Origin of the sequence: Nostoc mirabile CHAB5784, assembly GCF_020829645.1 — a bacterium.
In the GTDB taxonomy this organism is placed as follows: Bacteria; Cyanobacteriota; Cyanobacteriia; order Cyanobacteriales; family Nostocaceae; genus Nostoc; species Nostoc mirabile.
This window is the reverse complement of record NZ_JAIVFS010000022.1, coordinates 15919-38440: the sequence shown is the minus strand read 5'-3', so window position 1 is coordinate 38440 and position 22522 is coordinate 15919. Positions and strand designations below refer to the sequence as shown.

23 protein-coding genes are annotated in these 22522 nt (G+C 42.1%); 11 read left to right on the top strand and 12 right to left on the bottom strand.

Features of this window, described 5'->3' with window-relative positions; genetic code table 11:
• Positions 1–55 precede the first annotated feature (55 nt).
• A complete protein-coding gene (locus LC653_RS16210; RefSeq protein ID WP_229495440.1) occupies positions 56–1252 on the bottom strand; it encodes a DegT/DnrJ/EryC1/StrS family aminotransferase in 1197 nt (398 codons plus the stop codon).
• 554 nt (positions 1253–1806) lie between these two features.
• Between LC653_RS16210 and LC653_RS16205 the strand changes: the two genes are divergently transcribed.
• Positions 1807–3360 carry a GAF domain-containing sensor histidine kinase gene (locus tag LC653_RS16205; RefSeq protein ID WP_229495439.1) on the top strand — a complete coding sequence of 518 codons (1554 nt, stop codon included), beginning with the start codon at positions 1807–1809 and terminating at the stop codon, positions 3358–3360.
• Between the two features lie 267 nt (positions 3361–3627).
• The gene (locus tag LC653_RS16200; protein ID WP_229495438.1) at positions 3628–5046 is read left to right on the top strand and encodes an IctB family putative bicarbonate transporter; all 1419 of its coding nucleotides are present in this window, start codon (positions 3628–3630) and stop codon (positions 5044–5046) included.
• Positions 5047–5374: 328 nt separating this feature from the next.
• On the opposite strand, the gene LC653_RS16195 is transcribed toward LC653_RS16200, so the two are convergent.
• A complete protein-coding gene (locus tag LC653_RS16195; RefSeq protein WP_229495437.1) occupies positions 5375–5665 on the bottom strand; it encodes a WGxxGxxG family protein in 291 nt (96 codons plus the stop codon).
• A 181-nt stretch (positions 5666–5846) separates the two neighbouring features.
• On the bottom strand, positions 5847–6323 hold the full coding sequence (smpB, locus tag LC653_RS16190) for an SsrA-binding protein SmpB (RefSeq protein ID WP_118164003.1): 477 nt from the start codon (positions 6321–6323) through the stop codon (positions 5847–5849).
• 640 nt (positions 6324–6963) lie between these two features.
• Here smpB and LC653_RS16185 point away from each other — a divergent pair.
• Entirely contained in the window at positions 6964–7647 is a 684-nt protein-coding gene (locus LC653_RS16185; RefSeq protein WP_229495436.1) for a response regulator transcription factor, read from the top strand.
• A gap of 52 nt (positions 7648–7699) precedes the next feature.
• Here LC653_RS16185 and LC653_RS16180 read toward each other — a convergent pair whose 3' ends face one another.
• From LC653_RS16180 to murC, 5 genes are all read right to left on the bottom strand, one after another.
• The gene (locus LC653_RS16180) at positions 7700–8179 is read right to left on the bottom strand and encodes a low molecular weight protein-tyrosine-phosphatase (protein WP_229495435.1); all 480 of its coding nucleotides are present in this window, start codon (positions 8177–8179) and stop codon (positions 7700–7702) included.
• Between the two features lie 161 nt (positions 8180–8340).
• Positions 8341–8688, bottom strand: a complete 348-nt coding sequence (locus tag LC653_RS16175; RefSeq protein ID WP_100900466.1) for a YbaB/EbfC family nucleoid-associated protein — start codon at positions 8686–8688, stop codon at positions 8341–8343.
• Positions 8689–9093: 405 nt separating this feature from the next.
• Positions 9094–9231, bottom strand: a complete 138-nt coding sequence (locus tag LC653_RS16170) for a histidine kinase (protein WP_229495434.1) — start codon at positions 9229–9231, stop codon at positions 9094–9096.
• Between the two features lie 48 nt (positions 9232–9279).
• Positions 9280–10281 (bottom strand): UDP-N-acetylmuramate dehydrogenase, encoded by a 1002-nt coding sequence (gene murB / locus LC653_RS16165; protein WP_229495433.1) that lies wholly within the window; start codon positions 10279–10281, stop codon positions 9280–9282.
• 124 nt (positions 10282–10405) lie between these two features.
• Positions 10406–11869, bottom strand: coding sequence for a UDP-N-acetylmuramate--L-alanine ligase (murC, locus tag LC653_RS16160; protein ID WP_229495432.1), 1464 nt, complete (start codon positions 11867–11869; stop codon positions 10406–10408).
• Positions 11870–12271: 402 nt separating this feature from the next.
• Between murC and nadD the strand changes: the two genes are divergently transcribed.
• Positions 12272–12922 carry a nicotinate (nicotinamide) nucleotide adenylyltransferase gene (gene nadD / locus LC653_RS16155; RefSeq protein ID WP_229495431.1) on the top strand — a complete coding sequence of 217 codons (651 nt, stop codon included), beginning with the start codon at positions 12272–12274 and terminating at the stop codon, positions 12920–12922.
• A 116-nt stretch (positions 12923–13038) separates the two neighbouring features.
• Positions 13039–14052: a type I glyceraldehyde-3-phosphate dehydrogenase gene (locus LC653_RS16150; RefSeq protein WP_229495430.1), complete on the top strand. Its 1014-nt coding sequence runs from the start codon at positions 13039–13041 to the stop codon at positions 14050–14052.
• Between the two features lie 88 nt (positions 14053–14140).
• Here the strand turns inward: LC653_RS16150 and thiL are convergent, their stop codons facing one another.
• Positions 14141–15202: a thiamine-phosphate kinase gene (gene thiL, locus LC653_RS16145; RefSeq protein WP_229495429.1), complete on the bottom strand. Its 1062-nt coding sequence runs from the start codon at positions 15200–15202 to the stop codon at positions 14141–14143.
• Positions 15203–15571: 369 nt separating this feature from the next.
• Positions 15572–15820, bottom strand: a complete 249-nt coding sequence (locus LC653_RS16140; protein WP_229495428.1) for a hypothetical protein — start codon at positions 15818–15820, stop codon at positions 15572–15574.
• A 237-nt stretch (positions 15821–16057) separates the two neighbouring features.
• Between LC653_RS16140 and LC653_RS16135 the strand changes: the two genes are divergently transcribed.
• Entirely contained in the window at positions 16058–16630 is a 573-nt protein-coding gene (locus LC653_RS16135; RefSeq protein ID WP_229495427.1) for a Uma2 family endonuclease, read from the top strand.
• A gap of 164 nt (positions 16631–16794) precedes the next feature.
• Here LC653_RS16135 and LC653_RS16130 read toward each other — a convergent pair whose 3' ends face one another.
• Positions 16795–17712 carry a LysR family transcriptional regulator gene (locus LC653_RS16130; RefSeq protein WP_229495426.1) on the bottom strand — a complete coding sequence of 306 codons (918 nt, stop codon included), beginning with the start codon at positions 17710–17712 and terminating at the stop codon, positions 16795–16797.
• A 139-nt stretch (positions 17713–17851) separates the two neighbouring features.
• On the opposite strand from LC653_RS16130, the gene LC653_RS16125 reads away from it, so the two are divergent.
• A complete protein-coding gene (locus LC653_RS16125; RefSeq protein ID WP_229495425.1) occupies positions 17852–18742 on the top strand; it encodes an aspartoacylase in 891 nt (296 codons plus the stop codon).
• A gap of 37 nt (positions 18743–18779) precedes the next feature.
• Positions 18780–19391 carry a hypothetical protein gene (locus tag LC653_RS16120; RefSeq protein WP_229495424.1) on the top strand — a complete coding sequence of 204 codons (612 nt, stop codon included), beginning with the start codon at positions 18780–18782 and terminating at the stop codon, positions 19389–19391.
• Between the two features lie 98 nt (positions 19392–19489).
• Here the strand turns inward: LC653_RS16120 and LC653_RS16115 are convergent, their stop codons facing one another.
• Positions 19490–20596 (bottom strand): peptidylprolyl isomerase, encoded by a 1107-nt coding sequence (locus LC653_RS16115; RefSeq protein ID WP_229495423.1) that lies wholly within the window; start codon positions 20594–20596, stop codon positions 19490–19492.
• Between the two features lie 187 nt (positions 20597–20783).
• Here LC653_RS16115 and efp point away from each other — a divergent pair, with 187 nt between their 5' ends.
• From efp to LC653_RS16100, 3 genes are all read left to right on the top strand, one after another.
• Positions 20784–21341: an elongation factor P gene (gene efp, locus LC653_RS16110; protein ID WP_229495422.1), complete on the top strand. Its 558-nt coding sequence runs from the start codon at positions 20784–20786 to the stop codon at positions 21339–21341.
• A 109-nt stretch (positions 21342–21450) separates the two neighbouring features.
• Positions 21451–22008, top strand: a complete 558-nt coding sequence (accB, locus tag LC653_RS16105; RefSeq protein WP_229495421.1) for an acetyl-CoA carboxylase biotin carboxyl carrier protein — start codon at positions 21451–21453, stop codon at positions 22006–22008.
• A gap of 75 nt (positions 22009–22083) precedes the next feature.
• A complete protein-coding gene (locus LC653_RS16100) occupies positions 22084–22431 on the top strand; it encodes an ArsR/SmtB family transcription factor (RefSeq protein ID WP_100900476.1) in 348 nt (115 codons plus the stop codon).
• Positions 22432–22522: the final 91 nt, after the last annotated feature.

The following is a 22522-nucleotide window of genomic DNA, read 5'->3' as shown; positions in this document are numbered from 1 at the left end:
CCCATGAATAAATTCAGTTGCTCTGTATTAAGTCAGAATATTCCTCATTCCCGTATTACCCTACTCCCCACTCCCTACTACCCACTCCCTCTTTGAGTTTATCTGTTTTAGAAGTTGAGACTGCATGAGCGATCGCTGCTACAACTTCTTTAACTTGGCTACTACTCAAACCAGGATACATCGGTAATGATAATATTTCTTTTGAGAGTTTTTCTGCTTGGGGAAAATCTCCAGGCTGATAGCCTAAGTTGGTGAATGCCGGCTGGAGATGACAAGGAATTGGGTAGTGAATGCCAGTTTGAATTCCTACTGCTGTAAGTTTTTCCTGGAGTTGCTGGCGTTCTATGGGGCAAGAATCATCAACTCTAATGACGTAAAGATGATACACATGACCTGTATCACTTTGGTTTTCCATAGGAATAATACCAGCAGTTGCCAAGGGTGCTAGTTCATTATCATACTGCTGGGCAATAGTCAAGCGATCGCGATTCCACTGTGACAAATATGGTAGTTTTTGGTGTAAGACTGCTGCTTGTAAAGTATCCAAACGGCTATTTGTACCTGGTTCAGTATGAAAATACTTTTGCGATGCACCATAATTTCGCAAGCGCATCATCTTCTGGGCTACATCTGAATCTTGTGTCAGCAGCATTCCTCCATCCCCAAATGCTCCCAAATTTTTGCTGGGATAGAAACTAAAAGCTGCTGCTATTCCGACTGAACCAGCGTGATATCCGTCTCTTTCGGCGAGGTGTGCTTGTGCGGCATCTTCAAAAATTAGTAGTTTGTATGTATCGGCAAAATTCAATAGTTCATGTGGTGATACCATTTGACCATAGAGATGCACAGGAATAATTGCTTTGGTATGAGGCGTAATTGCATTTGCTGCTTTTCTTAAGTCAATTAAAGCTGTTTGGCGATCGCAATCTACCAGAATTGGCTTCGCGCCAGCCCGTTCTACCCCAATCAAGGTTGCTATAAAAGTGTTTGCTGGTAAAATCACTTCATCACCAGCCCCAATATTACACGCTTGCAAACCGAGAGCGATCGCATCTGTTCCTGATGCAACACCAACTCCATAAGTTGCCCCAGACGCTGCCGCAAATGCTGCTTCAAAATCTGAGACTGCTTGCCCTAAAATAAAATCTCCCTGTTCCAATACAGATTGGATTGCATGTTGCAATTGCATTTGAATTGGTTCATGTTGTAACTTAAGGTCTACAAAAGGAACTCTAATGGTCATTTTATTCATTACCAATTGTCCTCAAAAAAATATTTCCTCGGATGGGAAAAATAAAAAAGCCTGTACAATTTTCAGCATGAAATTGTAATAAGTTTAATCTATTGGATCGAGACTTATATAAACTATCTAGGATTGTCAGTCATTAATGCTAGCTGTTCTAAGTAATAATTACATTACAATAATTACATTGTAATACTTATTGTAAGTAAATTTACTTTGAATATGGAAGTAAGAATTTTTGCTTCTGTACATAAATAATTACAGCCCTTTTGTATTGTATCCTTAGCATTAGCTTACCCTGGCTGAATCCAAATCTAACGCAGTCTGCCTGTAAAATCCCAAGCAATAAAGGCTACACCAGCGCTAACTAAAGAAGATTCAGCAGCAGTAAATAGTAACTTGTGGATACCGCGTGGCCGACTTAATGTAAGCGATAAAAAATTTTTGCCCCAAATTTGTTTGTCAGAGGCAAAATTAGGGAATGCTTAAAATAGCAATTGATAACCCAGAAATAGGGATTATATCAATTACAGTATCGAGAAATTATTAAGGTAGCAGTGGCAATGATGGAGCCTGAAAATAAATTATTTGCCCTAAAGGATGGTTGGGACTCTCATGAATCAAGAGAACAACAACGCCTCAAAGCTTTGTCAGATTTAGGTTTGCGGCAACCAGAGACGATTCCAGTTTTTGAAGAGGCTACACAAACTGCTGCCCACTTTTTGGAAGCACCAATTTCCATATTGGGATTTGTGGATCAAGAACGCCACTGGTTCAAGTCGGCGGTGGGCTTATCTAGGCTGGGACTAATGAATCATTTGGCACAAAGCCGCCAACTGTCACGCCGGGAATCCTTTTGCACTCAAGTAGTAGAGACTTTTCAAGTATTTGTAATTAATGATACACATAACCTTACAGACCCAGTACTTGTTAACAGCAAGTTGGTGCAGGATTATGGGATTCGTGCTTACTTAGGAGCGCCACTGATTGATGCTGAGGGACATTGTTTGGGTGCATTGGCGGTGATGGATTTAGTACCGCGCAATTTTACAAACCGAGACATTGAGTTTTTACAAATAATAGCTCGTTGGAGCATGAGTGAATTTGAACGTAACCGACTCCTGCAACGGAGACTCGAATCAAGCACTCCTGCGATCGCTCCAATATTTTCACTCAATGACGAACGTAATACTGAGATTAAAATCACCCCAGCCATTAAAGATAGCGGCTCTGTTTCTACCAAGCAACTGAAACTGGAACTTTTGGATCAGCTAACTCAGGAGTTACGCACGCCCTTAACATCTGTACTCGGTATGGCTAGTGTTTTAGGACGTGAGATTTATGGGCCTTTGACGACTAAGCAGAGAGAATATTTGGAAATTATCCAACACAGTGGTCGGTACTTACTTTCCTTAGTAAACGAAATTACCGAACTAGGAGCTATGGATGAAAATTCAACTGTGCTAAATATAGCTCCTGTGGATATCGAAATGCTGTGTCAACAAGCTATCAATACCCTTGAAGAAGCAGCTAATCGCCGTGAACAAGATATTCGCCTCTCTATAGAACCAGGACGCAATCGCATTTGGCCTTTAGATAAAGACAAGGTGCGGCAAATCCTCTATCACCTGGTTTTCAGTGTGATTCAACTTTCGGCTACAGGTAGCATTGTTCGTATTCATGTTTCTTACAAGGAAGATACGCTCAACATTACTATTTGGGTTTCCCATCCTTGGCTAGGGGACGGTATTACTGAAGTTGATCCCTACTTCCGTCTCAATTCTTTGTCGCTGCTGGAGCTAACAGGTGAAATAGCAAGTTACAATACTCATGCACAAAGCCAGGAGCAAAGAGATATTTCCTCAGTAGCAGTGGACAATTCAAAAAACTTGAGTGGGAATCACTCAAATTTCTTTGCTGCTAGTTCAGGTATAAATTTAGCTAAATCACATGGAAATATCTCTCGTGAAAGTTTGGGTCTGTTGCTAAGTTGTCAACTGGCAGAATTGCATAGTGGACAAATTTTGATTCAAGGTTCACCAGAATCAGGATATCGTTATGTGCTTTCTTTGCCACTGCAATTAGCAACTCCTTCGCAAGCAATTAGCGATGTTTGATTACAGCTAGTAGGGAACATACAGGTTACAGATAATAGGGAAATACAAATTAATGCTTTCTTATGTACTAACTAGGTGAAGGGTTAATCTACGGCTATCTTCACTTAGTATTAGCTGAAGTGCTTTAGATTACAGGTGGTGCCTGATCGTTATGAGTCAGAGCATTATCACTAAACTGCAATTTACGTTATTACCTTTTTATAGCCATAGGCATTATGATCAATTCCAAGTTCTGCGTCGGCAGGCTAATTGATTGCAATGTTTTTTATGAATTTAGTCTGGCAACGATTTACTTTATCATCTTTACCGCTCAAAGAATACCTTGCTACCAGTTACGTACATAGTTCTCTGGTGGGACTGTTAAGTTCTTGGCGGCAAACCAGCGTCTTGATTCAGTGGGGAGATGCGACAGCAGCTGCTTTACTCTGTTTATTATATGCGCTTGCACCTTTTGCTTCGAGTACATTGGTGGGCTTGTTGCTGGTGGCTTGTGTAGCGTTTTGGCTGTTGTTGACTTTATCTGATGAAGTAACACCAGCAAATGTCTCCTCAGTCACTCCCATTCACCTGCTGGTATTGCTCTACTGGGTAATTGCCGCAGTCGCAACGGCATTGTCACCGGTGAAAAAGGCGGCACTTAACGACTTGGGAACGTTAACCTTGTATTTGCTGCTATTTGCCCTTTGTGCCAGGATACTGAGGTCGCCTCGCCTCCGATCTTGGATTATCATCCTTTACCTGCACGTATCGTTAATTGTCAGTGTATATGGGTTGCGACAATGGTTTTTTGGAGCCACAGCACTAGCAACTTGGGTTGATCCAGAATCCCCTCTGTCTAAAACTACCAGAGTCTACAGTTATTTAGGCAATCCCAACTTATTGGCTGGATACCTCTTACCAGCAGTAATTTTTAGCTTAGTGGCAATTTTTGCATGGCAAGGCTGGATCAAAAAAGTATTAGCATTAACGATGTTAATTGTCAATACTGCCTGCCTGATCCTCACTTTTAGTCGTGGGGGTTGGATTGGATTAGTGGTGGCAATTTTGGCTGTGATGGCATTGCTAGTTTATTGGAAAAGCGTAGAAATGTCTCGTTTTTGGCAAACTTGGTCGCTACCGATTGTCTTAGGAGGTTTGATCGGCATATTGGTGCTAGCAGTGATATTTGTAGAGCCAGTGCGCCTACGAGTATTCAGTATTTTTGCTGACCGTCAGGATAGCAGTAATAATTTTCGCCGAAATGTGTGGGATGCTGTTTTCGAGATGATTCGCGATCGCCCGATTTTCGGCATTGGCCCTGGTCACAACTCTTTTAATAAAGTTTATCCTCTCTACCAACGCCCTCGTTATACTGCTTTGAGTGCCTATTCGATTTTGTTTGAAGTGACTGTAGAAACTGGCTTTGTTGGTTTAGCCTGCTTTCTCTGGCTAATAATTGTCACATTTAATACGGCATTTCTACAAATGCGACGACTGCGACAATTCCGAAGTGTAGAGGGATTTTGGTTAATTGGAGCGATCGCTATTTTGTTGGGGATGCTAGCTCATGGAACCGTAGATACTGTCTGGTATCGTCCTGAAGTTAATACCCTGTGGTGGCTCATAGTTGCCTTAATTGCTAGCTATTGGACACCTTTAGCTCAAAATCAGACAAATTCATCTAACTTAGAACCAACAGTAAATTAATATAATTAAGTTGTCAGTTGTTTTTCTACTGAACAACTGACAATTTTTAAATTTTGAATCGTCTAGTAACAGGTCGGCGGAAATAAACCTACCATTTCATTACAGTCAGAAAGCGCAAAATTAAAGCCTTTTAACTTTTGACTTTTGAGAGCCAGTTGCTAAAGAGCGGGAACGCTAAGAGCGTAGCAAGATCCCCGTAGGGGTACAAGTCGGCACCGACGCCTGTCGGTCATGGGGAAAACTCCCTTCTCTACGAGACGCTCCCAATGTGAGAAGACCGCGCTGGCTCCCCAACGCACTGGCCCCTTTTGACTTCCGCCTTGCGGTACTAGTCCCTATAGGTAGTGGTTCCTGGAGCATTAGGGTCGCGGTAAGCGCTGGATTGGTTCTCACTCTTTTTACCACCCAAACCAGCCAAACCAGCTAGACCAATTAATCCTAGCCAACCCCAATCAAAACCGTTGCGATCGTCGGAAGTGGTTGTTGTGGTCGTTCCTGAAGTAGTATTTGCTCCGGGGTCAGTTGTTGTCTGAGCTTGTGCGGATAGAGTTAAGGGTAAAACTCCTATACTCAAGCTGAGAACGCTAGCACTAACAGCTGTAATGAAATTACTTTTCATAAGTTGTGACAATTCCTTATGCCATCCGAAGTTACTCACCACTTTATCGATTCCCAACTTTAAGAAAATCAATCTGCGGCTATAAACTAGGAATTTTCACAACTCACGCTGTGGACATACAACATACTTCTTACACCAATGGGTTTCTCACTCTTGTGTGGTAGTTTAGCGGCACTGACGCTCAATAGTTTTTCATTGCCCGTTGAATGTCACGCTGGTCTTGGCGTCGTTTCAGGTCTTCTCGCTTATCGTGGAGCTTTTTACCTTTGCCAAGGGCTATACTCACTTTTACCCAGCCGCGTTTGAGATACATTTTCAAAGGGATTAAAGTTAAACCCTGCTGTTCTACTGTGCCAATTAGCTTGCGAAGTTCTTTGCGATGCAACAGCAGCTTGCGTGTACGCCGTGGTTCATGATTAAAATATTGTCCACTAGCGTTATAAGGCGAGATATGCACATTGATCAACCATGCTTCACCATTGCGAAGCAAAGCATAGCCATCTTGGAGATTGACTTTACCCGCACGAATCGACTTAACCTCGGTTCCTGTCAACTCAATTCCAGCTTCGTAAGTTTCTAGAATTTCATACAAATAACGGGCTTGGCGGTTGTCGCTAATAACTTTGTAACTGTCGCTCTTGTCGCTCTTGTCGCTCATTGATAATTTTGTGTGCTTTAAATGTACCTAAAAAATTATTTGGATTGGCTTGTTAATTATAGGCTGTATCTTAGAACCGCTATAAATTATGAACTGTATATCACTAATTTAGCTTTTATCAGTTCACAATTAAGAGTTTTCTAGCAACTTTAAGTTATATGATACCGATTACCTGTGAGCTAGGTAAGACTTGAGGCTTAAGCCCCAAGTCTTACCTAGTTTGATTTTGTGTAGTTTCACAAAGTATTGATATGATGCCAATAATCATTAGTGATTAGCTAAAAATTAATTACAAAGGGCAAAAAATAAAAGATATTTATCCCTACTTAGCTTTTAGTAAATTATTTATTAAGTTAATATTAATTTACACTATGGTAGTAATTACTGTGTTTTGATTGATGAGTTGTTACAAACTACAAAGCTCTCTATGCCTCCCAAAGAGAGCGAGTCAAAGGTGAGTTACACTTCTTTAACCTTTTCTAAGGATTTAAGATTTTCTTTATAAATCATCCCTAAAGACATCATTAGCTGGTAATCCTGTCATAGTATGAAACATAAGAACATTATTCTTGCCTGTGTTCACTGATCAAGCGCGTAGAAGCAAATTTCTGAGTAAAAAAATGCTAGGGGTGTATTGTCCATGCCCTTGACGATCCTTGTAGTGGATGATGATTTGGGAACTCGCCTGTCTGTAAGTGACTATCTTGAACTGTCTGGCTACTCGGTGATCACAGCCAATGACGGTCAAGAGGCTTTGGTTATGGTGGATGAGCATCATCCAGATTTGATTGTCACGGATATCGTGATGCCGCAGATGAATGGCTACGAACTAGTGCGCCGGGTGCGTCAACAACCAGTGTTTCGGTTATTACCTGTAATTTTATTAACAGCCCGAACTAAGACCCAGGAAAGAATTTTGGGCTACCAGTCAGGGTGCGATTTATTCTTACCCAAGCCTTTTGAACTGGAAGAGTTAGCAGCAGCAATCCGCAATCTTTTGGAGCGATCGCAAATTATTCAATCGGAGTATCGGTTTTCTCATAAAGAGAGTTTGGGCATTTCCGCCTCGACAAAAGCGGTGGATGCTTATAATTCTTTGTCCACTCAAATTCAGAAATCCCACTTGCACTCATCCCTAACTCATAGAGAACAGGAAGTCTTAGAGTTATTGACTCATGGTCTTTCTAATGCCGAAATGGGTCATCAGCTACACCTGAGTCCTCGCACAGTGGAAAAGTACGTTAGCAGTTTATTGAGAAAAACCTCAACCAGCAACCGAGCGGAATTGGTGCGTTTTGCGATGAAGCATGGTTTGGTGGAATAAAAAAAGTTATGAGGAGAGACGCGATTAATCGCGTCTGTACAGGAGTGAGGAATTAAAACTCCTTACTCCTAACTTTTGTCAGCAGACCTTCACAAGCATCGATCAGTAAATCAATAACCCGATTAAATCCTTCTTGACCACCGTAATAGGGATCTGGAACTTCCTTCAGGGTGTGTCGAGAGCAAAACTCGCACATCAAATGCACTTTATGCTGATACTGCTTAGTTTGATCAAGAGTGAGGATGTTCTCATAATTTTCTTGATCCATCGCTAAAATTAAATCAAAGTCTTGAAAGTCTGACTTTTGAAACTGGCGTGCTCGACCACGCAGTTTAATTCCCAACTTTGTGGCAGCCGCAGCACTCATGCGTCTGTCAGGTGGGCTACCAACGTGATAACTAGATGTACCAGCAGAGTCACAGAGTATGTGTTCGCTCAAGCCAGCCTGCTCAATTAGATGATTCATAATGTTTTCTGCCGATGGCGATCGGCAGATGTTACCTAAGCAGACAAATAGCAACTTGTAAGGCATAGATATTATTTGTCAATAGTCAATAGTCATTTGTCTTTTGTCCAATGACTAATGACCAATGACCCTTACGGGTGACGCTCCTTCGTCGCTAACGCTGCGCTAACGCCAGTCACTCATGGGGGAAACCCCCAAGACCGCGCTGGCTTACTAATGACCAATGACTAAAATCCAGGTAACTCCAACCCACTAGTCAATTCTTCCATACGTTCCCGCATTGTTGCTGTGGATTTGTTGTAGGCTTCTTTCATTGCCACTGTCACCAGATCAGAAAGTACTTCTGCACCTTCCCCTAGAGCATCTGGAGAAATTTCTACTCGCTTGGGTTCTTGGTTCCCACTGACAATCACCTTCACCAGACCACCGCCAGATTCTCCTAGAATCTCCATTTGCTCCAATTCTTCTTGGAGTCGCTTTGCGCCTTCTTGAACTTGCTGCGCTTTCTTAAAAGCGTCAGCCAATTCTTTCATTTTTCCTAAGCCAAAGCCAAATCCCTGTCCTTTTCCTGTCATAATTATTTGTACGCCTGTGCGCTGAATAACAAATCAAATTCAATTATAGATGCGGTAAGTAATTTGCCTGCTACACAAAACTTGACTAAACTTTTTAAAAGCTAGTTATTCAACTAAAGTTTCCAATAGATGGGTCTGCTTCTTGCTTCAACCAAGGGAGTCGGCTCCAACAGTCCACAAGCGTAAATTTGGGTGTAGCCCACCCTATCTTTGTTTTACTAAGCAACTTGTTGAAACTTTTAGCCATTGGACACCCATTATTTTTAGCAAATTTAACCTCCGGGGTACTCCCGTTTGACCTTTTTACAGGCTCGCTAGTTTTGACTCGACCGTGGTTTACAAACCAGATATTTAAAGCCTTGGTTTTCAGCTTTAATTATATTTAACCACTAATTTTACCAATAATTAATGTGTCACAGAATGGGGAGTAGGGAGTAGGGAGTAGGGAGTAGGGAATAGGGCATTGGGCATTGGGCATTGCACATTGGTTATTAATTCTTCTTCCTCATCTTCCTCATCTCCCTCATCTTTCCCACTCCCCACTCCCCACTACTTCGGCTTCGCTCAGTACAAGTCCCCACTCCCCATTTTTTATCCACAAGCACCTTGAAACTCTCCAAGCATTTTGACTTCTGGCTCTAAATTAATAGACCAACGTTCTTGTACTTGATGTTGGATGTGGCGAATGAGACAGAAGATATCACTAGCTTTTGCTCCACCACGGTTAACGATGAAATTAGCATGGAGTTGTGCTACTTGCGCTCCACCAATTTGGTAGCCTTTCAGACCAGTTTGTTCAATTAACCAGCCAGCGCTGTAAGGTTTGGGATTGCGGAAAACACTCCCACAACTGGGAAAGTTGTATGGTTGAGTGCTTAACCGATGCTTTTTGTGTTCTCTGGTAATTGCCACAACTTTTGCTGGGTCTGCACCTGGCGCGAGTTGTAAGGTGGCTTGGGTGACTATGCGATCGCCACCTTGCAATAATGAAGTTCGGTAACTATAACCTAACTGATCGGGGGTAAGAGTTTCCAATGTGCCATCGGGTGAAAGTACCTGGGCACTAACTAACATATCTGCGATACAGCTATTATGTGCCCCTGCATTCATCACCACGGCACCTCCGGCTGTTCCAGGGATACCAACAGCCCACTCCAATCCTTGCCATCCTAATTCTGCTGCCGCCAATGCCAAGCTAGGAATTGATTCTCCAGCAGCAACGGTTAATTGACCTGTGTGGTGGTCAAAGTTGCTGAAGCGGAGATGACGAGTAGCAATGACTAAACCTGATATACCCTCATCGCTCACCAGCAAGTTAGAACCTGCTCCTAGTGTTGTCACGTTTAAATTACGTTCTTTTGCGTATTTAAGACTTGCTTGCAGTGCTTCTAAGTTTTGGGGGGCAACGTACAAATCAGCTGCTCCCCCAACTCTATAGGAAGTGAATGCTGACAAAGAAGCCTGGGACTTAATCGCACAATCAGTATTGGGTAAGTAAATTACTTCACCGTCCACCGAATTAGTTGTTTGGGGTTTCTTTGTATTCAAAGCAGAAACTGTGCAGACGTTTCCAGCTGCCTGGGAAATGGTCATTTTTACTTTTTTTGGTAAAATTTTTACATTTATTTACCGTAAAAAATACGGTAATAGAGTTAACCTATGGAACCGTTGCTAGACGGGTGCTTTGCTCAGAAATAAAACTTCGCAAAGTTTCCACTTAAGATGTGGCTTTAGCAGGCTCACAAAGTGTCGTAATTATTTCAGGAATCACCTGATTCAAGTTCCCAGCCCCCAAAAACAGCGCCAAGTCTCCTGGGCGTAGTGTTTGTAGCAAGTATTCACACACTGAGGGTAAAGTTGGTTGATAAACTACAGGAGAATGCTGTTTAGCAATTTCCGCCGCTAGATGTTCACCACTAATTTGCCCTAAATTGGGTTCGCCTGCACTGTAAATATCAGTCAGCACAACCAAATCAGCATGGGTAAAGGAATCGGCAAATTCTTCTAAAAAGGTGAGTGTACGGCTATAGCGATGGGGTTGGAAGATGGCAACCACTCTTTGTCCTGGTCTTGCTTGTAAGCGTGCTGCGGCAAGAGTAGCGCGAATCTCGCTAGGATGATGAGCATAGTCATCGATGAAGGTAATACCATCGACTTCACCCCGGAACTCAAAGCGGCGTCTTGCTCCCTCAAAGGTGGCGATACCTTTGGCAATTTCTCCAAATTCTAAGCCCAAGAGACGACCAACAGCTACTGCTGCTAAGGCATTACTGAGATTGTGCCGACTGAGCAGGCGTAACTTCAACACGCCCAAAGCTTTGCCTCTTTCCCAAACTAGAGCCGTGGTGCCATCAGCACGATAATCAATATTAGTAACGCTGTAATCAGCGTCGGTATCTGAGTATAAGCTGTAGCTGATTGTGGGTTGCAAGCGATCGCGCACTGTGGCACAGTCAATGCTACCTATTAATGTTTTACAACCCTTAGCAAATGTCTGGAAGATGTCAATGACTTCTTCTAATGTATCGTAATGGTCTGGATGATCGAGTTCAATATTGGTGATGATGCCAATCTCTGGAGCGTGTTTTACCAAGGAACCATCAGATTCATCTGCTTCGGCTACCAAATATTGGCTTTGTCCCAATCGAGCATTACCTTCCCAAGCATTGACTTCGCCACCTACTAAAATCGTTGGGTCTAGACCTGCTTCTAGAAGCATATAGCCAATCATGCTACTGGTTGTAGTTTTGCCGTGTGTTCCTGCAACTGCAATACTGTGGTAATCGGCAATTAAAGCTGCTAGTACATCTGAACGATGTAAAATTGGGCAACCTAATTTTAGCGCTGCTTTGTATTCTAAATTATTCGTGTTAATTGCTGTTGAACAAATGACTTGAGGCAGTATTGAGTTAGTAGCAGTAGGTAATTCTTCTTGTGAATTTAATACTACTGCATTCGCTAATACCTGAGGGCGAAAGAATTCGAGATTGCTTGCCTCTTGTCTACCAAAAATATGAGCGCCGATAGATTCCAACTTGTGCGTAATGTGGTTAGCACGAAGATCCGAACCTGATACTGGAAATTGGCGCTTGGCGAGAACGTATGCCAGAGCAGACATACCTATACCACCAATGCCAATGAAATGAAATGGTCTACCACTAAAATCTACAGAATTAGTCATTTCTTGCTCCTTTTACACCACACCACACCATAATCACAAATGACACGCGTATCATAACAGGAATTTGATTTTTACCGTAACTGTCCCTTAATCATGTTTATGTTTGATGCCCAGATGATATTTCTGCTCTGGTTTTGCTTGTTCAGAATGATTTTACCTTGGTTGGAGGTTTTTACTATTTCTGAACTGTTTTTAAGATTATTCTGAAAAATTTGGTCGCATCGGGAAAGAAATTCTTGTAATGTCAAATACATCTTTTTGGCTACCTTACTGGAATTGGCTACATCATACATTGTTAGTAAAGCTGATTTTAAATTGCATCCAGTCTAGGCATGAATTGACTACAATAGTACATTGGTAATGAAACTATTTTTCAATTGCATAAAATCCACGCATAACTGGATGCAGCAACTAGCAATTTTTGGTGGCACATTTGATCCAATTCATTGCGGACACCTGCTCGTAGCCGAGAGAGCTTTGCATCAAGTATCCCTTGAAAAGGTAATTTGGGTGCCATCCCTAAATCCTCCTCATAAACAAGCAGCTTTGTTTGAGCATCGTGTGGGAATGCTGCAATTAGCCATAGAAGATAACCCAGCGTTTACTGTCTCACTAGTGGAGGCAAATCGCTCTGGGACTTCCTATGCTATTAACACCCTGATAGACTTATCTGCTTCTTACCCAAATACTCACTGGTACTGGATCGTAGGCTTGGATACTTTCCAAACTTTACCCCGTTGGTACCGTGGACACGAACTAGCACAAATGTGTGATTGGTTAATAGCACCCCGACTGCTAGGTGGTGAGACTATAACTCAAAGCAAATTAATCTGCAAGCAAGTGGAGCAACAACTTAAAGAGCAGTCACATACCATTCACTGGCAACTCTTAGATATACCTTTAGTAGGAGTTTCGTCAAGTCTAATTCGCAAATTCTGCCGCGATAACTTCGTCAACGCCAAGGGCGAACGCCAGTCAATTCGTTATTTAGTCCCGGAATCGGTTAGATCATATATCACTAACAACAATCTCTACTCGAACAAATCTGAATAAATTATGTGTTTTTTTGTTGATCTAACACTTTATGGTTAAAAGTGCCCCCCCCCTTTGCGATATGATTGGGGTCAACGATATCAACATATAAGCATAAATACAGAGGGCAAGACACTGTGATTAGAGTTGCAATCAACGGTTTCGGGCGGATTGGACGTAACTTTGCACGATGCTGGGTGGGTAGAGAGAATAGTCAAATTGACCTTGTGGCTATTAATGACACATCAGACCCTAGAACCAATGCTCATCTGCTGAAGTATGACTCGATGCTAGGGAAGATCAAGGGTGCTGAGATTAGTGCCGATGATAACTCTATCATCGTTAACGATAAGACCATTAAGTGCGTATCTGATCGCAACCCAGAAAAGCTGCCCTGGAAAGATTGGGGAATTGACTTAATTATCGAAGCAACCGGAGTGTTTACTAGCAAAGAAGGAGCGCTCAAGCATGTAAATGCTGGAGCCAAGAAAGTTCTGATTACCGCTCCTGGTAAAAACGAGGATGGTACTTTTGTGGTTGGTGTGAATCATCACGACTATGACCACAACAAACACCACATTATCAGTAACGCTAGCTGTACTACCAACTGCTTGGCACCGATTGCCAAGGTGTTGAACGATAAGTTTGGCATCATCAAAGGCACTATGACCACTACCCATAGCTATACAGGTGACCAACGCTTGCTAGACGCTTCTCACCGGGATTTGCGACGGGCGAGGGCAGCAGCGATAAACATTGTACCCACCTCTACTGGTGCAGCAAAAGCAGTGGCGCTGGTTATCCCAGACCTCAGAGGCAAGCTAAATGGTGTTGCCTTGCGCGTACCTACCCCGAACGTCTCAATGGTAGATTTCGTAGTTCAGGTTGAGAAGCGTACTATTACTGAAGAAGTTAACCAAGCTCTTAAAGATGCTGCTGAAGGCCCACTCAAAGGTATTTTGGCCTACAGCGAACTAGAACTAGTATCGTCTGATTATCAAGGTCATGATGCTTCTTCGATTGTTGATGCGAACTTGACTTTGGTCTTGGGTAATGACCTCGTGAAAGTTATGGCGTGGTATGACAATGAGTGGGGTTACAGCCAACGAGTTTTGGATTTGGCAGAATTAGTAGCCGAGAAGTGGCAATAATTTGTTATTAGTCATTAGTCATTAGTCATTAGTCATTGGTTTTTCACAAATGACAAAAGACAAAGGACAAATGACTATTGACTATTGACTATTGACTAAAATGTTGAAATCCCTGGCTAAGACTCAGAACTTGGTCAGGGAATTTTTTTTGTTCATCGTGCAATAGTACTGTTGATCCAGATGTAATGCTGCCTATGATCGCAGCATCTTGACCAAGATGTTGCACTAAGGCTGATGCTGACTCTTGTGGTAAGCACAGCACTAATTCAAAGTCTTCGCCACCGTATAGAGCATATTCTAGGGCTTGCTCTTGTGTCAGCCAATGGTCAAAAGCTGCTGGAATGGAAATTTTTCTGCGTTCTAAGACCGCGCCAACGCCACTGGCGCGGCAAATTTGAATAATCGCATCTGCCAAACCATCGCTGCTATCCATACCAGCAATGGGGAGTTGGGAGTTAGGAGTACAGACGCGATTAATCGCGTCTGTACAGGAGTTAGGAGTTAAAATTTTCTGGAGGATTGGTAAGACATCTAATCGTGGCTGTGGGCGTTGGTGTGCCCGGATTAGAGCCGTCTTTTCCACGTCGTTGAGGTCTTGTCCTAATTCGGGATGCAAGAGCAGTTCTAAGCCAGCTCTTGAGGCTCCATGAACGCCTGTAACGACGATCGCATCTCCTACGACAGCAGCAGAACGGCGGATAATTCGATGAGGGGAAACTTGACCAAAAGCAGTAATTGCCAGAGTAGTCACAGGCGATCGCACAATATCACCCCCAACAATTGAGGTATTGTATTTTTGCAGGCATTCTGTCATTCCCTGGTACAATAGCTCAACCCAACTCACCCTAACTTCACCGGGGAGTCCCAACCCGACGGTAATTCCCAATGGGGAAGCGCCCATTGCTGCTAAATCTGATAAATTGGCAGCAGCAGCCCGCCAACCAGCATCTTCTGGGGAAGTGGTAACATTACTAAAATGCACGCCATCAATCAGCACATCTGTTGTTACGACCAAAGATTGCTCTGGTGCAGTCTCAATCACTGCTGCATCATCGCCGATAATTTCTGGAGGACAGAAGCGCTGCAATCTTTCTAAAAGACCTTGTTCACCAATATCTTTTACTTGTTGAGAAGATAACTCATTATTCACAATCGGTTTTCCGTGTTGCAAAATTACGAAGAAATAGGAGTTAGGAGTTAGTAATTATTCTCCCTGATCTCCCTCACTTTACGATTTACAGCAGAAATCATGTATTTGAACCACATCTGTCGTAGGGGTTTAGCATTGCGCTCATTGGTGTCAACTTAACGTTAAAAGGGCGGTTAGAAACCGCGTCTACACGAGGCTTTACCCACCGACCTGGGTTACAAAAAGCTTAATTTTCTCTTAGCCCACGGAGGTGGGCTTTGTTTGTGTAGCCGCGAATTCCATTCGTCGGGGCTTAAGTTGACACGTATGAGCATTGCGCTTTACCCCTACCGCATGGTCTATTTACCTGAAAATAGCTGTAAATACTCGTTAACGGAGATAAAAGGTGGATTCATTCAGTTCAAATACTCGTTCACGGAGATAAAAGGTGGATTCATTCAGTTCAAATACTCGTTCACGGAGATAAAAGGTGGATTCATTCAGTTCAAATACTCGTTCACGGAGATAAAAGGTGGATTCATCCAGTTTAAAGACTCGTTCACGGAGATAAAAGGTGGATTCATCCAGTTTAAAGACTCGTTCACGGAGATAAAAGGTGGATTCATCCAGTTCAAACACTCGTTAACGGAGATAAAAGGTGGATTCATCCAGTTCAAACACTCGTTAACGGAGATAAAAGGTGGATTCATCCAGTTCAAATACTCATTCACGAGTATCAAAGACTCATTACAGCAATTTTCATGTATTTGAACCATATCTGTCGTAGGGGTTTAGCAATGCGCTTTACCCTTACCGTGTGGTCTATTTACCTGAAAATAGCTGTAAGATATGGGTATCGCTTAGGAGACAGTTGGGATGGTTAGTACACCAGTAACCAGGATCACCTTTGAGGAGTACTTAACCTATGATGATGGCAACGATTTCCATTATGAACTGGTGGATGGCAAGCTAGAGCTGATGAACCCACCTACTATTGAACATTTCCTGATTGCCAAATTTCTTGAGCAATTACTAGATTCAGAAATCAAGCGTTGTAGTTCTCCTTGGCTGTGTTTTCAAGAAAGTGGGGTGAGAACTGGTAGAAATAAATCTAGGTTGACTGATCTGTGTGTAGTGACACTGGAGCAAGCTAGAGAATTGTTGAATGCCTCAGCAGTATTTCAATCACCGCCGTTACTAATTGTCGAGGTGGTCAGTCCAGAATCGATCAAACGGGACTATCGTTATAAACGCTCCGAATATGCGGCCTTAGAGGTTCCTGAATATTGGATTGTAGACCCACTCAAAGCAAAAATTTCGGTGTTACTACTGGAAGATGGATTTTACGAAGAAACAGTTTTTATAGCTACTGGGCAAATTCTATCACGAACTTTTCCAGAATTGAATATTGCAGTTGAACAGGTGTTGAATGCAGGTAATCTTGGTTAGTAGACCATAGATAAGTAGATGGACAAAAATATTTACAGTCATTGTGAGCGTTCGCAATGACATTGTGTAATTAATTCTGTCTGACTACTTAGTAGTCGTCTTTTAATCGTGATTAAACTAAAAATTCCTCAACGATGCTGATCTGAAAAATATTGAAGATAAATTCATGCTAAATTCCCAATCACTTCAAGGAAATTTTTCAAAATTATAGATAGATGATCACTTCGCCAAACAGCAACGATTTCTAATACTGGTGATTGTCCTTGTATAGAACGATAGACTACACCACTTCGTTGAAGATTTTGTACGTTTGCCGGAAGTAGTGAAATCCCCATTCCACCTGCAACCAAACTCAGAACAGTTGATATCCATGCTGCTTCTTGTCTGACTTTTGGCTGAAAACCTGCATCCACGCAAAGCCTATTAATTTGATCGCGTAAGTTATATAACAAGTTATGTGGTGGTAAGATAAATTGCTCATTTGCCAGTGCTGCAAGTGAAATGCTAGTTCGCCTTACGAAACGATGGTTTTCCGGTAAAACAATGACTAGCGATTCTTGAAGAATGGGCATAAAAGTTAAGACATCATCATTATTACTCTTGATATTTTGCAAATTATGCAGATGAAAGAAACCTAAATCCAGTTGTTGGTTTCGCAACTTCTCAATTTGGTCATAGGAAGCTATTTCCTGTAACACCAATTCTACTTCTGGAAACTTCTCATGAAATGCTCGGAGGATATCGGGTAGTTTGCTGTTGGCGATGGAGGTATTGATTCCTATAGTTAATCGTCCTTTCTCACCACGACTTAACCGTTGACCTAATTCAATTGCTCGTTCAACCTGACTGAGAATTTGACAGGCTTCTTGCAAAAACTCATTTCCCGCATCTGTTAATTTTAACGGGCGCTGGTTGCGATCAAATAGCTGAAATCCAATTTTTTTCTCCAGCCACTTGATTTGCCTACTCAGAAATCCCTGATCGATTTCCAGATACGCAGCAGCGTTGGTAAATCCTTGCTTCTGGGTTACAGCGATCGCATACTTCAGGTGACGCAGTTCTAGTTCATCCCAATTGACCATTTGTGAGAGGCTAAAGATTCTTGTTTTTTCAGCATTATGACGTTTTAGTCATGGAATGTTGCATAAACCAGATGATTGTATCATGGTTTTCCAAGATATCTTCAGAGCAATACAATCAGTTGCAATTGGGGAACCAGAAATGAAACTTAAGAGCCAAATCAATCGAGTATTGATTGGAGGTGGAACTCATGGGAACGAGTTTACTGGAGCATACTTGATCAAACTTTTTGAGCAATTTCCTGAGCTAATTCGTAAATCCAATTTTGAAACACTGACGTTGTTGGCTAATCCTAAAGCATTTGCAGCAGCAAGACGATACATTGACAAAGATTTAAATCGGTGCTTTCTGCGTCAAAATTTAGAGGATTCAACACTTTCTGGTTATGAGGATTTACTAGCTCAAGAGATTGACCATCTGTTTGGTCAAAATGGTAAAACCCCTGTTGATTTTATCTTGGATTTACATAGTACAACTGCCAACATGGGCGTAACCATTATTGTCGATAATGATGAACCCTTCAATCTGCAATTAGCCGCCTATCTCAGTTATGTTAATCCTTCAGTCAAGGTTTATAGTTCTGGAAACTCTGGTAGAGGTGATAATTCGCTGCGATCGCTTGGCAAATTTAGCGTTGCTATTGAGGTTGGCTCTGTTCCTCAAGGTGTTTTGAATGCAGATATTTTTCTGAAAACTGAAGCCATAATTTACACAATTTTAGATTATTTAGAACTGTACAACCAGGGAAAAGTACCACCGTTCCCAAATACCCTTATCTTCTACAAATATATAGAAGCAATTGATTATCCCAGAAACGAACACGGAGAAATTCAAGCCATGATCCATCCTCAGCTTCAGTTTAAAGATTATGAGCCTTTAAATCCTGGTGATCCTATGTTCTTAACATTTGATGGTCAAACAATTCCCTACAAAGCCAACTCAACTACCTATCCTATTTTTATCAATGAAGCAGCTTATTACGAGAAAGGTATTGCAATGTGTTTAACCCAAAAGCATCAAATCACAATCTAGAAAGAGGTTGAAAAGAGGAATTAAGGAGTTAACACATATGTCTCAGTCCTCGTCTAAATATCCAGGCTGTTCTGGATGCTGCGGACTTCTTCTATTTATTTGTTACATCATCTGGATATTTCCAATCAGCATTACCGATACTATCACTTGTCAACGACTAAAACAGGGATATGTAATCTGTCAGCTAAAACACACTACTTTGCCTGTATTTTGGTCTAATTCAATTACCAAATTTCAACTTTTAGGTACTGAGGTTGAGACACCATATAATTCAGAAGGATGTCAGATATCAACGCTATACCTAAAAACTGACAAAGAACGCATCAAGTTTTATTACAATTGTAACACTAGCCAAATATATATTGATGCTAAAAAGCTAGATACTTTCTTGGATGATAATGGCAGGTCATACTTACAAATTAATCGAGACCAGAAACCATTTTTTGAGGGAATTATTAATTTAATTGTTTCTATTACTCTATTGTGGTTTTTATCTATTCCGGTCTTTGTCTGGAATTGGTTTATAAAAAATATTAACGAGAGAAGAATAATAGTAAGAAGAAGTTTAAAAATTAACAAAAATAGCGAACACTACAAAAAGGTCAAAAAAGCTAATGAAGAATTAAACAAAAGAATAGAAGAAACTTAAAATTTGGGGAACCCAACAAAATTAATGATTAAGTTCCATCTTTAAAAAGAATATTAATATATTTTAGATTTTGGATTCAATCCAAAATCTAAAATATATTATGCCGCTTGCGGCTCAACCAGATTTTCTATTCCCTGAATCACAGTTGCCGATTCAATTTTGTCACCAGCCGTCAGTTTATCCAAAACTTCTTTACCTTCAGTGAGATAGCCAAAAACGGCATAACGTCCATCTAATAGGTTGCGTCCGGCGGGGGTGAGTTCTGGTTCAAAGAGAAAGAAGAAGAATTGCGAAGAACCTCCATTTACTTCACTTTCAGGACGAGCCATCACCACTGCTCCAAAAGCAGAAAAAGGTAGAACTGGCATATCAACGTAACGACCAGCTTCTTCTAGAGTAATGCCATAAGTAGGTGCTTTATCACCCTGAACTAAGACTTCTAAGGGAATAGCGCGATATTTGCCCGTGTTTGGATCAATAAAACCCACGTCTTTGCCGGCGGGATCTCCAGTTTGCAGAAAGTAAGATTCTTCAGAACGGGTAAATTCTAAGCCATTATAAAAACCCCTCTGCACCAAATCTACAAAATTACCAGCAGTGACAGGGGCGCTATAACCATCTACTACAAGGGTCAAATCGCCTTTGTTAGTTTTGAATTCTACAGTAGCACGACCTTTAAGTTGTGGCAGGTTACTGTACTCAGTAGGTACTTCAAAGGGGAATTGTTTCACCATTGACTCTTCTAACTGAGTAACGAGATTCAGAAGTTTGCCTCTCTGTTCCAGAATTTGTTCTTTATCTTTACTCTTCGCCAATTCTTCTAATTTACCCACCCCAGATTTCAACTCGGTAATCCAAGCTTCGGCTTGGGGTTGGCGTTCTTCGGGAACGCTTGTTAAGATTTGGGAGGGTTTATCGAGAATGCGGGATGCTTTGCTGATGTCCTTGGAAATAGCACCCCACCGCCGATTTGCCCGGAGTTGGGCAGAGATGTCCTCTAAACTGGCTTGTAATTGCCGTACAGGTTTGTTATCTATCGGGAGTGCATACCGCAACAAAGCCTTACCGTCGGTAATTGCATTGCCGGATGGCAGTGCGGCGCTACTGGAGGGAGTCCACCCAGCTGTAGTTATGCCTAAAAATATTGTTACCAGCAGTATTGCCATTAGGCTGTTCTTCAGCCAGGATTTTAATAAGTTAAGCATGGGATAACTCAAATGCAGCATTAGATTGTTGACTGGACGTAACCCATCAATAATCTTCCCACGTTAAGGGCGGAGGATAAATGACTAATGACTAATGACAAATGACTAATGACTAATGAGAAATGCCCAATGACGACCCTAGAAGGGTACAATAAATGCCGATTGTCTTCCAAAATTTGAAAGTTTCATGATCTCCAGTAACGACTTTCGACCCGGTGTTTCAATTGTATTAGATGGGTCTGTATGGCGAGTGCTAGAATTCCTGCACGTCAAGCCAGGTAAAGGTTCTGCCTTTGTCCGAACTAAGTTAAAAAATGTCCAGAGTGGCAGCGTGATGGAAAAAACGTTCCGAGCCGGGGAAACAGTTCCGCAAGCCACTCTAGAAAAAAGTACGATGCAGCATACCTATAAAGAGGGCGATGAGTACGTCTTTATGGATATGGAAACCTACGAAGAAGGCAGATTAACCCGCGCACAAATTGGCGATCGCGTCAAATACCTCAAGGAAGGTATGGAAGCTGAAGTTATTCGGTGGGGCGACCAAGTGCTGGGAGTAGAATTGCCTAAGTCTGTGGTTCTGGAAATTGTACAAACAGATCCAGGTTTAAAAGGTGACACTGCAACCGGTGGCTCAAAACCAGCAACTCTGGAAACTGGTGCAGTTGTGATGGTTCCTTTGTTTATTTCCCAAGGAGAACGCATCAAAGTTGATACCCAGGAAGATAAGTATATCAGCAGGGAATAACTTTCATCTCTATGGAGATGCTTGTTCCCGATTTAAATCCCTACATAGGGATTAAATCCCTGCCACACTTAAGATGCTCATTTACGGATAGGTCGAGGTAATAAAAACTGTGCCATTGGACTTTAATGAAATCCGCCAACTACTGGCAACTATTGCACAAACAGATATTGCAGAAGTGACGCTCAAAAGCGATGATTTTGAACTAACAGTCCGTAAGGCTGTGAGCGTCAGCAATCAGATGTTGTCGGTAGGTCAAGCAACCTTCGGCGGTGTGGTGGGTTCGGGCTTGACATCGGGTTCATCTGGGGGAAACCAGGTGAACACGAATCAGGTAACGGAGGTGTCCACATCTCGTGTGTTTGAGAATACTGGTACTAGCACACAATTGCAGTTGTCAGTAAATCCCTCCTCAACCCTTGACCAGAGATTAGTAGAAGTGCCTTCCCCAATGGTGGGAACGTTTTATCGCGCTCCGGCGCCGGGGGAAGCGGCATTTGTGGAAGTGGGCGATCGCATCCGCAAGGGTCAAACTGTCTGTATCATTGAAGCCATGAAGCTGATGAATGAAATCGAAGCCGAAGTCTCTGGACAGGTGATGGAAATTCTTCTCCAAAATGGCGACGCTGTAGAATATGGTCAACCTTTGATGCGAATTAACCCTGATTAAGTATTAATCTATATATGAAATGAATCATCCCAAATGAGTCATCGTTAAAACTTCAGTCCTTGCGGGTTAATCCTGATGAAACAAACGTTGCCTTTACCGCCAGAAGTGGTGCAACAAGTAGCTGAATACTTCAGTCTGTTAAGTGAGCCGATGCGCCTGCGGCTGCTCCACTTATTACGGGATGAAGAAAAATGCGTGCAAGAGTTGGTAGAGGCAACACAGACTTCTCAGGCAAATGTGTCAAAACACCTGAAGGTAATGTGGCAAGCAGGTATCCTTAGCCGCCGCAGTGAAGGAACTTGCGCCTATTACCGGGTGGAAGATGAAATGATTTTTGATTTGTGTAATCGGGTTTGCGATCGCCTTGCCACAAGGTTAGAACAGCAAGCCCGTAACTTTCGTGTGTTAAATAGTAAACGTTAGGTCAGTTGTCATTTGTCCTTTGTCCTTTGTCCTTTGCTAATGACCAATGACTAATGACCAATGACTAATGACTAATGACCAATGACCAATG

Excerpts from the sequence above, each read along its gene's own strand:
- LC653_RS16210 (WP_229495440.1), bottom strand. The coding sequence starts at position 1,252 with ATGAATAAAATGACCATTAGAGTTCCTTTTGTAGACCTTAAGTTACAA.
- LC653_RS16205 (WP_229495439.1), top strand. The coding sequence starts at position 1,807 with ATGATGGAGCCTGAAAATAAATTATTTGCCCTAAAGGATGGTTGGGAC.
- LC653_RS16200 (WP_229495438.1), top strand. The coding sequence starts at position 3,628 with ATGAATTTAGTCTGGCAACGATTTACTTTATCATCTTTACCGCTCAAA.
- LC653_RS16195 (WP_229495437.1), bottom strand. The coding sequence starts at position 5,665 with ATGAAAAGTAATTTCATTACAGCTGTTAGTGCTAGCGTTCTCAGCTTG.
- smpB (WP_118164003.1), bottom strand. The coding sequence starts at position 6,323 with ATGAGCGACAAGAGCGACAAGAGCGACAGTTACAAAGTTATTAGCGAC.
- LC653_RS16185 (WP_229495436.1), top strand. The coding sequence starts at position 6,964 with ATGCCCTTGACGATCCTTGTAGTGGATGATGATTTGGGAACTCGCCTG.
- LC653_RS16180 (WP_229495435.1), bottom strand. The coding sequence starts at position 8,179 with ATGCCTTACAAGTTGCTATTTGTCTGCTTAGGTAACATCTGCCGATCG.
- LC653_RS16175 (WP_100900466.1), bottom strand. The coding sequence starts at position 8,688 with ATGACAGGAAAAGGACAGGGATTTGGCTTTGGCTTAGGAAAAATGAAA.
- murB (WP_229495433.1), bottom strand. The coding sequence starts at position 10,281 with ATGACCATTTCCCAGGCAGCTGGAAACGTCTGCACAGTTTCTGCTTTG.
- murC (WP_229495432.1), bottom strand. The coding sequence starts at position 11,869 with ATGACTAATTCTGTAGATTTTAGTGGTAGACCATTTCATTTCATTGGC.
- nadD (WP_229495431.1), top strand. The coding sequence starts at position 12,272 with ATGCAGCAACTAGCAATTTTTGGTGGCACATTTGATCCAATTCATTGC.
- LC653_RS16135 (WP_229495427.1), top strand. The coding sequence starts at position 16,058 with ATGGTTAGTACACCAGTAACCAGGATCACCTTTGAGGAGTACTTAACC.
- LC653_RS16130 (WP_229495426.1), bottom strand. The coding sequence starts at position 17,712 with ATGGTCAATTGGGATGAACTAGAACTGCGTCACCTGAAGTATGCGATC.
- LC653_RS16125 (WP_229495425.1), top strand. The coding sequence starts at position 17,852 with ATGAAACTTAAGAGCCAAATCAATCGAGTATTGATTGGAGGTGGAACT.
- LC653_RS16120 (WP_229495424.1), top strand. The coding sequence starts at position 18,780 with ATGTCTCAGTCCTCGTCTAAATATCCAGGCTGTTCTGGATGCTGCGGA.
- LC653_RS16115 (WP_229495423.1), bottom strand. The coding sequence starts at position 20,596 with ATGCTTAACTTATTAAAATCCTGGCTGAAGAACAGCCTAATGGCAATA.
- efp (WP_229495422.1), top strand. The coding sequence starts at position 20,784 with ATGATCTCCAGTAACGACTTTCGACCCGGTGTTTCAATTGTATTAGAT.
- LC653_RS16100 (WP_100900476.1), top strand. The coding sequence starts at position 22,084 with ATGAAACAAACGTTGCCTTTACCGCCAGAAGTGGTGCAACAAGTAGCT.